Genomic DNA, 10,988 nt, shown 5'->3' with positions numbered 1-10,988 from the left:
AGTCAGGATATCCAGAAACCCAGCGCTTATGGATGAATCTACCGCCTCGGTTCGTGACCTGAATCACCGAAACTGGCCCTTTGTGGGGCAATAAGCTTGGGTTGTTCGGCCCCGTTCAAAGGGTTTCGGGCGAGTTCGAAACTCCCAGCTGATCGGGTTTTCGACCCGAGGGATGAAAACTTGAGAAACCTTTGTCAGCGTTCGCGCAGCGCGTTCGCCTTGATCTTCAGCACCGGCTTCAGCACGTAGGCGAGCACGGTCTTCTGGCCGGTCAGCACGTTCACCTCGGCCGTCATGCCCGGGATGATGGGCATCTTCTCGCTGAAGTTGGAGCGCGTGGTGCGCACCCGCACCAGGTAGAACGCGTTGCCGCGCTCGTCGGTGATGGTGTCGGGGCTGATGTTCTCGACCTCAGCATCCAGGCCGCCGTAGATCGAGAAATCGTAGGCGGTGAACTTGACGGTGGCCTGCTGGCCAGGGCGGATGAAGGCGATGTCTTTCGGCGCCATGCGCGCTTCGAGCACCAACTGGTCGTCCAGCGGCACGATCTCGACGATGTCCTTGCCCGGCTGGACCACGCCGCCCACGGTGTTGGCCAGCAGCCGCTGCACCCGGCCGCGCACCGGCGACTTGACCTGCGATTTCGTGACCTTGTCGGTCAGTGCCACCGCGCCTTCGTTCAACGCATTCAGCTTGCCGGCCACCTCGGCCAGCTCCTTGCGTGCCTCGTTGCGGAAGCCGATCTCGGTCTCCTGGCTCTTGCGCTGCGCCTCGCCGATGGCCGCCTGCACCCGGGCGATCTGCGCTGCCGACTGCTCGGAGTCGCCGCGCGAGCGCGCCACCTCGCGTTCGAGCCGCAGGATGTCGACCTCCGACACCGCGCCGCTGGCCAGCAGCGGCCGCGTCTTCGCGAGCTCCTGCTGGCCGAACTCGAGCCCCCGGTCGGCCGAGGCCTTGCGGGCGCGCATCTCGGTCAGCTCCTGCTGGCGCTGCTGCAACTGCTGGCTGTTGATCGACAGCAGCGTCTCCAGCTCGGAGCGCTTGGCTTCATAGAGTTGCCGCTCGCCGAGCAGGATGCGCTGCTCGTCCGGGTCGGCCGACACGGGCGGCGTGAACACCGAGCCGTCGGCCAGCGCCTGCAGCCGCGCCTGGCGGGCCTTCAGCGCGAGGCCGGTGGCATTGCTCTCACGCACGCCCGAGGTCGCGCGGGTCTCGTCGATCTTCAGCAGCAGCTGGCCGGCCTCGACGACCTGGCCTTCGCGCACCAGGATCTCCGAGACCACGCCGCCATCGAGCGACTGCACCACCTGCAACTGGCGCGACGGGATCACCTTGCCGTCGCCCTTGGTCACCTCGTCGACATGCGCCAGCGCGGCCCAGCCGATCAGCAGCACGACGATCAGCAACGCCGCGCGCACGATGGACTGCGCATGGTGGGTGCCGCTGCGCGACATCACCTGGTCGGCTTCGGCCTCGAAGCTGCGGAAACCGGCATCGCCGGCGTTGTCGGGCGTGACCGCCGGGCCGAGCAGGCGCCGCGTGATCGGGTCGAGCAGCAGGCGGATGCGCTCCAGCACCCACATCACGGCCAGGCCGATCTTGATCAGGACGCGGTTCAGGCCGCCTTCGTGCCGCGCGCTCATGCGGCCCTCGCGATGCGGCCGCTCTGCAGCGCTTCCATGATCCGGTCGCGCGGGCCGTCGGCGACGATCTTGCCGCCGTCGATCACGATCACGCGCGTCACCATCGCGAGCAGCGAGGTGCGGTGCGTCACCAGCACCACCGTCTTGTTCTGCGCGAAGTTGCCGATGTTGTGCGTGATCTGCGCCTCGGTGGAGAAATCCATCGCGCTGGTCGGCTCGTCGAGCAGCAGGATCGGCGCGTTGTGCAGCACCGCGCGCGCCAGGCCGATGCCCTGGCGCTGCCCGCCCGAGAGCGATTCGCCGCGTTCGCCGACCGTCATGTCGAAGCCGCGCGGGTGGCGGTCGATGAAGCTGCTCATGCCGGCCAGCTCGGCCGCCGCGACGATGGCCGAATCGTCGGCATACGGCAGCCCGAAGGTGATGTTGTCGCGCAGGCTGCCGTAGAACAGCGTCACGTCCTGCGACACGTAGCCCAGGTTGCGGCGCACGTCGGCCGGGTCGAGCTGGCGCAGGTCGATGCCGTCGAGCAGCACCGCGCCGTCGGTCGGCTGGTACAGGCCCATGATCAGCCGCTCGATGGTCGACTTGCCGGAGCCGACCCGCCCGATCAGCGCGACCCGCTCGCCGGCCTGGATCTTGAAGCTGAGGCCGTCCAGCGCGGCATCCTGCCGGCCGGGGTAGGCGAACTTGACGTTGCGGAACTCGATGTCGCCGCGCAGCTGCGCGCGCTGCACGAAGTTCGCGCCGGGCGGCCGCTCGACCGGCTTCTCCATGATCTTGTCGAGCGACTCCATCGCGGTGCGGGCGCCCTGGTACTGCATCAGCAGCCCGACGATCTGCCCGGCCGGCTGCAGTGCGCGCGATGCGAGCATCGACGACGCCACCAGCGCGCCCATCGTCAGCTCGCGCTGGCTGATCAGGTACACGCCGACGATCACGATCGCGACCGTGACGCCCTGCGACAGCCAGTTGGTGCCGTAGTTGGCCGCCGACGACAGCGCCCGCATGCGCACGTTGGTGACCGCGAGGAAGGCGTTGGCGCGCTCCCACTTGGCCTGCACGACGCTCTCGGCGCCCAGCGACTTGATGGTCTCGATGCCGGTCAGGCTCTCGATCAGCGTCGCGTTGCGCTGTGCCGAGGCCTGGTAGGTGGTCTGCGACAGCTCGTGCAGCCGGTGCTGCAGCACGTAGCCGATCACCAGGATCAGCAGGAAGGCCGTGACCACCGGCACCGCGAGCCACGGCGAGATCCAGGCCAGCACGATGACGAACAGCAGCGCGAACGGCAGGTCGATCAGCGCGGTGACGGTGCCCGACGCGATGAAGTCGCGCACCTGCTCGAAGCCGCGCAGGTTCGACGCGAACGAGCCGACCGATTCGGGCCGGTTCTCGAGCCGCATGCCGAGCACCTTCTCCATCAGCGTGGCGGAAATCTGCACGTCGATGCGCGCGCTGGCCTCGTCGACGAAGTGGCTGCGCAGCAGCCGCATGAACAGGTCGCCGCACATGATCAGCACGACGCCGATAGACAACGCCCACAGCGTCTCGACCGCGTTGTTCGGCACCACGCGGTCGTAGACGTTCATCGAGAACAGCGGAAACACCAGCGCGAACACGTTGACCAGCAGCGCGGCCCACAGCACGTCGCGGTAGACGATGCGCTGCTCGAGCACCGCGCCCCAGAACCAGTGGCGCTGGCGCACCGCGCGCACCTCGGGCGTGCGGGCATCGAAGCGGAAATGCGGGCGCACGAACAGCACCACGCCGGTGTAGCGCTGCTGCAGGTCGGCGAGCGGCAGCACGATCGAGCCCTGGCCGGTCTCGGGCAGCAGCACGCGGGCCACTCGGCCGTCCTTGCCGCCGTCTTCGAAGCGCAGCAGCACGCAGGCCTGGTTGTCTTTCAGGATCAGGATGGCCGGCAGCGCGGCGGCGTCGATGCGCGGCAGCGCCAGGCGCTGCAGCTTGGTCGCCATGCCGGCGCGTGCCGCGGCCCGCTCGGTGAGCTGGATGGTCAGCTTGCCCTTGCCGCTGTCACCCAGCGGCAGACCGGCCGACAACGAGGCCCGCGACGCGGCCTGGCCGTTCAGCCGGCAGATCTCGACCAGGCAGTCGAGCAGCGGGTCGGGATGGATCAGGTCTTCGCGCATCCGCAGCGGTGAGGCCTCCGCCGGCTTGTCGGCGGGAGGGTAGGCGGCAGCGGCGGAGGGCAGGGGACGGGGATCGGTCATCGGTGTCGCGGTATCGGAAAGTCTGGCGTCGACCTATTCGAACGGCGACAGGGTGCGCCGTCAATCGATATCGGCCATATGAAAGCCGAATTGACCCCGGCGTCGGTCTTCGAAGAATCGTCTCAGGGTTTCCCGCACGGTCGGGAACGCGAGCTCGTCCCACGGCACTTCGTTCTCGTGGAACAGGCGGGCCTCGATGGTTTCGGGGCCGGGCGCGAAATCGGTGTCGAGCAGGCGGGCGCGGTAGAAGAAGTGCACTTGGCCGACACGCACCACGTTCAGCAGCGTGAACAAGGCCTGCATCTCGATGCGGGCGCCGGCCTCTTCATCGGTCTCGCGCAGCGCGCCCGCGGCGGTGGTCTCGCCGAGCTCCATGAAGCCGGCCGGCAGTGTCCAGAAGCCGTGGCGCGGCTCGATGTTGCGTCGGCACAGCAGCACCTGATCGTTCCACACCGGCAGCGTGCCGACGACGTTCAGCGGGTTCTCGTAGTGGATGGCACCGCAGGCGCCGCAGGTCGCGCGTTCGCGGTTGTCGTCGGGCGGCACGCTGTAGGTGATCGGCGATCCGCACGCCTTGCAATGCTTGAAGCTTCGGGCCTTGAACATGCGGGCAGTTTAGCCGTGAGGTTTCAGCCCTCGTGGCATCATCCCGCCATCCCCCACTGACTCTCTGCGGAGTGCTTTCCATGAGCCACGTCGTGCCGGTTCCGGCCACCCCTTCCGTGCCCGTCGTCGGCGCGCAACCCGGCGACACCTTTCCGGTGCGCCGCATCTACTGCGTCGGCCGGAACTACGTCGACCATGCGATCGAGATGGGCCACAGCGGCCGCGAGGCGCCGTTCTTCTTCATGAAGCCCGCCGACGCGGTGCTGCCGGTGGCCGAGGGAACGACCGGGCAGATGCACTACCCGAGCGCCACGAAGGACCTGCACCATGAGGTCGAGCTGGTGGTGGCGATCGGCAAGGGCGGGCGCAACATTCCGGCCGCGCAGGCGCTCGACCACGTGTATGGGTATGCCGTCGGGCTCGACATGACGCGCCGCGACCTGCAGGGCGAGGCCAAGAAGCAGGGCCGCCCGTGGTGCAGCGGCAAGGGCTTCGACGAATCGGCGCCGATCGGCCCGGTGCGGCCGGCCGCGCAATGCAACATCGGCGCCGCCACGCGCATCGAGCTGAAGGTCAACGACACCGTGCGCCAGCACAGCGTGATCGGCAAGCTGATCTGGAGCATTCCCGAGGTCATCGAGCAGCTCTCCGGGCTGTGGGAGCTGGCCCCGGGCGACCTGATCTTCACCGGCACGCCCGAGGGCGTGGCCGCGGTGGTCGCCGGCGACACGCTGAGCGCGCAGGTCGACGGCGTCGGCAGCCTGCAGGTCCGGCTGGTGGCACGCTGATGGTGACCCGATGACCAGCACGGCGGGCATGCAGCTCTACAGCTACTTCCGGTCGTCGGCCTCGTTCCGCGTGCGGGTCGCGCTCGCGCTGAAGGGGCTGGCCTACGACTACGTGCCGGTGCACCTGGTCAAGAACGAGCAGACGCAGCCGGAATTCGCCGCGCTGTCGCCCGGGCGGCTGGTGCCGGTGCTGAAGGACGACGGCGCGTTGCTGTCGCAGTCGCTCGCGATCATCGAGTACCTCGACGAAACCCACCCCCAGCCGCCGCTGCTGCCCGCCGACCCGCTCGGCCGGGCGCGCGTGCGTGCGCTGGCGATGGACGTCGCCTGCGAGATCCACCCGCTGAACAACCTGCGCGTGCTGCGCTACCTGCTGCACGACCTGGGCGTCAGCGAGGACGACAAGAACCGCTGGTACCGCCATTGGTGCGAGACCGGCCTCGAGACGGTCGAGCGCCAGCTCGCGAGCCAGCCCGAGACCGGCCGCTTCTGCCATGGCGACAAGCCGACGCTGGCCGACATCACGCTGGTGCCGCAGATCTTCAACGCGCAGCGCCTGAACTGCCGGCTCGACCACGTGCCGACCGTGATGCGCGTGTTCGACGAATGCATGCGGCTCGAGGCGTTCAGCGGCGCGCAGCCGTCGGCCTGCCCGGACGCCACCTGATGTCGAACACCACCCCGCTGCAGGATGCCCTGCACCCCGACTGGGCACTCGACCATGTGGGCGCGCTGATGAGCACGCGCCGCGGCGGGCTGAGCGCGCCGCCGTGGGCCAGCCTGAACCTCGGCATCGCGGTCGGCGACGACCTGGAGGCGGTCGACGCGAACCGGGCCCGCTTCGCGGCCGCCACCGGCGCGGCGCCGGTCTTCATGAAGCAGGTGCATGGCACGCGGGTGTTGCGGCTGGTGCGGGCCTCGGTGGGCGCGCCACTCGAAGAGGCCGATGCCGCGATCACCACCGAGCGCGGCCTGGCCTGCACGGTGCAGGTGGCCGATTGCCTGCCGGTGCTGCTGGCGACGACCGGCGCGCCGGCGCTGCAGGCGGTGGGTGCGGCCCATGCCGGCTGGCGCGGCCTGGCCGGCGGCGTGCTCGACAACACGGTGGCGGCGCTGTGCCAGGCCTCCGGCTGCGAACCGGGCGAGCTGGTGGCCTGGCTCGGGCCCTGCATCGGCCCTGGGCGCTTCGAGGTGGGACCCGACGTGCTGCAGGCCTTCGGCGAAGACCCGCAGCATGCGGATCCCGCGCTGTTCCGCAGCCACGCGGCCGGCAAGTGGATGGCCAACCTGTCCGAACTGGCGCGCCGCCGCCTCGCGGGTCTGGGCGTGACCCAGGTCAAGGGCGGCGCATGGTGCACCGCCGATGATGCGTCACGGTTCTTTTCGTTCCGGCGCGACCGCATCACCGGCCGGATGGCCGCCGCCGTCTGGCTGCGCTGACGGTGGGGTGATGGCCGCGGCGATCTCGGCGGCCTCGGCCGCGCGGCGCGCATGCCGGCGCGACGGCGTGCCCAGCAGGTACAGCACGATGGACAGTGGCAGCACGCCGTACAGCAGCAGCGTGAAGACCGCACCGAGCACGGTGCCTTGCGAGCTGGTCGCCTCGGCGATCGCCATCATGACAACCACGTACATCCAGGCAATCGCGACGAGGTACATTTTTGAGGCCGACGGGCGGCTGGTGTCGAAGCGAAGAGTGTGACCCGAAACTCAACTGACCCCACAGCGGCCCGCACGAGGCCGGCAAGGAGACCTGTGAAGAATCCAGCAGCGGTGGCCGATGCGGTTGCCAACGGGAATGCGGTTGCCAACCAGAGTGCGGACGCATTCGGCGCGACGATCGGTGAGGTCTTCAAGTCGATGAGCGGGCTGAGCCTGCCGATGCCCCAACTGAGCGCGCTGCAGGCCGACTACGTGGCGCAGGCCAGCGCGCTGTGGAACCAGAGCGTCGGCGCCGCGCCGGCCGGTGCGGGCGCCGAGCCGCCGGCGCCGCTGAACGATCGCCGCTTCAGCAACCCCGCGTGGGCCGACAACCCGATGGCCTCGTTCACCGCGCGGCTGTACCTGCTGAACGCCCGCACGCTGATGGGCCTGGCCGACAGCGTGCAAGGCGACGAGAAGACGCGCGAGCGCATCCGCTTCGCGGTGCAGCAGTACGTGGCGGCCGCCTCGCCCAGCAACTACCTGCCGCTGAACCCCGAGGCGCTGCAGCTCGCGCTGAAGACGCAGGGCGAGAGCATCCTGCACGGCGTGCAGCACCTGGTGCAGGACCTGCAGCAGGGCCACGTCTCGCAGACCGACGAAAGCGTGTTCGAGGTCGGCCGCAACGTCGCCACCACCGAAGGCAGCGTGGTGTTCGAGAACGAGCTGTTCCAGCTGCTCGAGTACAAGCCGCTGACGAAGACCGTGTTCGAGCGGCCGCTGCTGATGGTGCCGCCGTGCATCAACAAGTACTACATCCTCGACCTGCAGCCCGAGAACTCGCTGATCCGCCATGCGGTCGCGCAAGGCCACCGGGTGTTCGTCGTCAGCTGGCGCAATGCCGATGCGAGCCTGTCGCACCTCGGCTGGGACGACTACATCGAAGATGCCGCCATCCGGGCGATCGACGTGGTGCAGGAGATCACCGGCGCCGAGACCCTCGACACGCTGGGCTTCTGCGTCGGCGGCACCATCCTCGCCACCGCGCTCGCGGTGCTGGCCGCGCGTGGCCGAAAGCCCGCCGCCAGCATGACGCTGCTGACCACCTTCCTCGATTTCGGCAACACCGGCGTGCTCGACCTGTTCGTCGACGAGGCGATGGTGCAGCTGCGCGAGATGACGCTCGGCCCGGCCAGCCCGAACGGCGGCGGGCTGCTCAAGGGGCAGGAGCTCGCCTCCACCTTCAGCGCGCTGCGCCCGAACGACCTGCTGTGGAACTACGTCGTCGGCAACTACCTGAAGGGCGAGACGCCGCCGCCGTTCGACCTGCTGTACTGGAACAGCGACAGCACCAACCTGCCGGGGCCGATGTACTGCTGGTACCTGCGCAACACCTACCTCGAGAACAACCTGGTGAAGCCGGGCCGCCTGACGGTGTGCGGCGAGAAGCTCGACCTGAACCAGGTCGACACGCCGACCTACGTGTACGGCTCGCGCGAGGACCACATCGTGCCGTGGGACGCGGCCTGGCGGAACACCCAGGTGCTGAAGAAGGCGAAGACGCGCTTCGTGCTGGGCGCGTCCGGCCACATCGCCGGCGTCATCAACCCGCCGGCCAAGAAGAAGCGCAGCCATTGGATCAGCCACTCCCCGGGGCCCCAGCCGGCCAGCGCCGACGCCTGGTTCGCGAGCGCCACCGAGCACCCCGGCAGCTGGTGGACCGACTGGGACGCGTGGCTGGCCGGCCACGCCGGCGAGCAGGTGCCGGCCCCGAAAAACCCTGGCAGCCGCAGGCACAAGCCGATCGAGCCGGCGCCCGGCCGCTACGTGAAGCAAAAAGCCTGAGGTCGACGCCTTCTGTCCAGCCCCGCGCTTGACCCCGGCCTCGCACGGCACCACATTCCGTTCAACACCCACCCGCACATCCGTCAACAGGAGACCTCCATGTCCGACATCGTCATCGTCGCCGCCACCCGCACCGCCGTCGGCAAGTTCGGTGGCAGCCTCGCCAAGACACCGGCGCCCGAGCTGGGCGCGGCCGTCATCGTCGAGCTGCTGAAGCGCGCGAAGCTCAGCGGCGACCAGGTCAACGAGGTCATCCTCGGCCAGGTGCTCACCGCCGGCTCGGGCCAGAACCCGGCGCGCCAGTCCGTCATCAAGAGCGGCCTGCCGCAGTCGGTGCCGGCGCTGACCATCAACGCCGTCTGCGGCTCCGGCCTGAAGGCGGTGATGCTGGCGGCCCAGGCCATCCGCGACGGCGATTCCGAGATCGTGATCGCCGGCGGCCAGGAGAGCATGAGCCTCGCACCGCACGTGCTGCCGAACTCGCGCGAGGGCCAGCGCATGGGCGACTGGAAGCTGGTCGACTCGATGATCACCGACGGCCTGTGGGATGTGTACAACCAGTACCACATGGGCATCACCGCCGAGAACGTCGCGAAGAAGTTCGGCGTCAGCCGCGAGGCGCAGGACGCGCTGGCGCTGGCCTCGCAGCAGAAGGCCGCGGCCGCGCAGGATGCCGGGCGCTTCACCGACGAGATCGTGCCGTTCAGCATCGCGCAGAAGAAGGGCGATCCGGTCGTCTTCGCGGCCGACGAGTTCATCAACCGCAAGACCAACGCCGAAGCGCTGGCGGGCCTGCGCCCGGCCTTCGACAAGGCCGGCGGCGTGACGGCTGGCAATGCGTCAGGCCTGAACGACGGCGCGGCCGGCGTGGTCGTGATGACCGCGAAGAAGGCCGACCAGCTCGGGCTGACGCCGCTTGCGCGCATCAAGAGCTACGCGACCGTGGCGCTCGACCCGGCCTTCATGGGGATCGGCCCGGTGCCGGCCTCGCAGAAGGCGCTGCAGCGCGCCGGCTGGAAGCCCGGCGAGCTCGACCTGCTCGAGATCAACGAAGCCTTCGCGGCCCAGGCGTGTGCGGTCAACACCGAGATGGGCTGGGATGTCAGCAAGGTGAACGTCAACGGCGGCGCGATCGCGATCGGGCACCCCATCGGTGCATCCGGTTGCCGCATCCTGGTGACCCTGCTGCACGAGATGCAGCGCCGCAACGCGAAGAAGGGCATCGCCAGCCTGTGCATCGGCGGTGGCATGGGTGTTGCCTTGACGGTCGAGCGTTGAACATTGGTTAAGCCAGGGTGAGCTGAGGGCGAACCCGGTTGACGCGGCACGCGGGCGCGACGACGCTCGGGTGTCTGCACACCTTTTCAGGAGAGAAAAACATGAGTCAGAAGATCGCCTACGTCACCGGCGGCATGGGCGGAATCGGCACCACGATGTGCCAGCGCCTGCACAAGGACGGCTTCATCGTCGTCGCGGGCTGCGGCCCGAGCCGCGATTTCACGAAATGGCTGAACGAGCAGAAGGCGCTCGGCTACAGCTTCCACGCGTCGGTCGGCAATGTCGGCGACTGGGACTCCACCGTCTCGGCGTTCCAGAAGACCAAGGCCGAACTCGGCCCGATCGACGTGCTGGTCAACAACGCCGGCATCACGCGAGACGGCATGTTCCGCAAGATGAGCCGCGCCGACTGGGATGCGGTGATCGAGACCAACCTCACGAGCCTGTTCAATGTCACCAAGCAGGTGATCGACGACATGCTCGAGAAGGGCTGGGGCCGCATCATCAACATCAGCTCGGTCAACGGCGAGAAGGGCCAGTTCGGCCAGACCAACTACTCCGCCGCGAAGGCCGGCATGCACGGCTTCACGATGGCGCTGGCGCAGGAAGTGGCCAACAAGGGCGTGACGGTCAACACCGTGTCGCCGGGCTACATCGCGACCGACATGGTCAAGTCGATCCGCCAGGATGTGCTCGACAAGATCGTCGCCGGCATCCCGGTGAAGCGCTTGGGCACGCCGGACGACATCGCGTCGATCGTGTCGTGGGTCGCGTCGGATGAATCCGGCTTCGCGACCGGTGCCGACTTCTCGGTCAACGGCGGCCTGCACATGGGCTGACGCCCGTCGCGTTCCACCGACCGCTGTTCCCCGCAGCCCCGGTTGCCAGCACGCTGGTGGCCGGGGCTGTTTTCTTTCCGCGGCAGGTACACGTGCACTTTCTTGCACGACGCTGAGCCC

At 68.6% G+C, this 10,988-nt stretch carries 10 protein-coding genes; 6 read left to right on the top strand and 4 right to left on the bottom strand.

The window, feature by feature from the left end; genetic code table 11:
* Window positions 1-194: 194 nt before the first annotated feature.
* Genes ACXJLU_RS06340 through ACXJLU_RS06330 form a run of 3 tightly spaced genes read right to left on the bottom strand, consistent with a single transcriptional unit; the run spans window position 195 to window position 4,477 of the window.
* Window positions 195-1,643, bottom strand: coding sequence for an HlyD family type I secretion periplasmic adaptor subunit (locus ACXJLU_RS06340; RefSeq protein ID WP_457329596.1), 1,449 nt, complete (start codon window positions 1,641-1,643; stop codon window positions 195-197).
* On the bottom strand, window positions 1,640-3,871 hold the full coding sequence (locus ACXJLU_RS06335; protein ID WP_457329595.1) for a type I secretion system permease/ATPase: 2,232 nt from the start codon (window positions 3,869-3,871) through the stop codon (window positions 1,640-1,642). The genes ACXJLU_RS06340 and ACXJLU_RS06335 overlap by 4 nt, the downstream gene beginning before the upstream one ends.
* A 60-nt stretch (window positions 3,872-3,931) precedes the next feature.
* Window positions 3,932-4,477, bottom strand: a complete 546-nt coding sequence (locus ACXJLU_RS06330; protein WP_073463867.1) for an NUDIX hydrolase — start codon at window positions 4,475-4,477, stop codon at window positions 3,932-3,934.
* A gap of 80 nt (window positions 4,478-4,557) precedes the next feature.
* On the opposite strand from ACXJLU_RS06330, the gene ACXJLU_RS06325 reads away from it, so the two are divergent.
* From ACXJLU_RS06325 to pgeF, 3 genes are read left to right on the top strand one after another with little or no spacing between them, the layout of a single operon-like run.
* On the top strand, window positions 4,558-5,265 hold the full coding sequence (locus tag ACXJLU_RS06325) for a fumarylacetoacetate hydrolase family protein (protein WP_457329594.1): 708 nt from the start codon (window positions 4,558-4,560) through the stop codon (window positions 5,263-5,265).
* Between the two features lie 28 nt (window positions 5,266-5,293).
* The gene (gene maiA, locus ACXJLU_RS06320) at window positions 5,294-5,932 is read left to right on the top strand and encodes a maleylacetoacetate isomerase (RefSeq protein WP_457329627.1); all 639 of its coding nucleotides are present in this window, start codon (window positions 5,294-5,296) and stop codon (window positions 5,930-5,932) included.
* Window positions 5,932-6,705, top strand: a complete 774-nt coding sequence (pgeF, locus tag ACXJLU_RS06315; protein WP_457329593.1) for a peptidoglycan editing factor PgeF — start codon at window positions 5,932-5,934, stop codon at window positions 6,703-6,705. The genes maiA and pgeF overlap by 1 nt, the downstream gene beginning before the upstream one ends.
* Here the strand turns inward: pgeF and ACXJLU_RS06310 are convergent.
* The gene (locus tag ACXJLU_RS06310) at window positions 6,637-6,924 is read right to left on the bottom strand and encodes a hypothetical protein (protein WP_457329592.1); all 288 of its coding nucleotides are present in this window, start codon (window positions 6,922-6,924) and stop codon (window positions 6,637-6,639) included. The genes pgeF and ACXJLU_RS06310 overlap by 69 nt on opposite strands.
* 201 nt (window positions 6,925-7,125) lie before the next feature.
* Here ACXJLU_RS06310 and phaC point away from each other — a divergent pair, with 201 nt between their 5' ends.
* From phaC to phbB, 3 genes are all read left to right on the top strand, one after another.
* Window positions 7,126-8,751, top strand: a complete 1,626-nt coding sequence (gene phaC, locus ACXJLU_RS06305; protein ID WP_457329626.1) for a class I poly(R)-hydroxyalkanoic acid synthase — start codon at window positions 7,126-7,128, stop codon at window positions 8,749-8,751.
* 99 nt (window positions 8,752-8,850) lie between these two features.
* On the top strand, window positions 8,851-10,029 hold the full coding sequence (locus ACXJLU_RS06300; protein ID WP_457329591.1) for an acetyl-CoA C-acetyltransferase: 1,179 nt from the start codon (window positions 8,851-8,853) through the stop codon (window positions 10,027-10,029).
* A 101-nt stretch (window positions 10,030-10,130) separates the two neighbouring features.
* Window positions 10,131-10,868 (top strand): acetoacetyl-CoA reductase, encoded by a 738-nt coding sequence (gene phbB / locus ACXJLU_RS06295; protein ID WP_073463871.1) that lies wholly within the window; start codon window positions 10,131-10,133, stop codon window positions 10,866-10,868.
* The last annotated feature ends 120 nt before the right edge of the window (window positions 10,869-10,988 follow it).

The organism is Rhizobacter sp. P5_C2 (assembly GCF_054049715.1).
The sequence above is the reverse complement of the archived record's forward strand: the minus strand, read 5'-3'. Positions and strand labels throughout refer to the sequence as shown.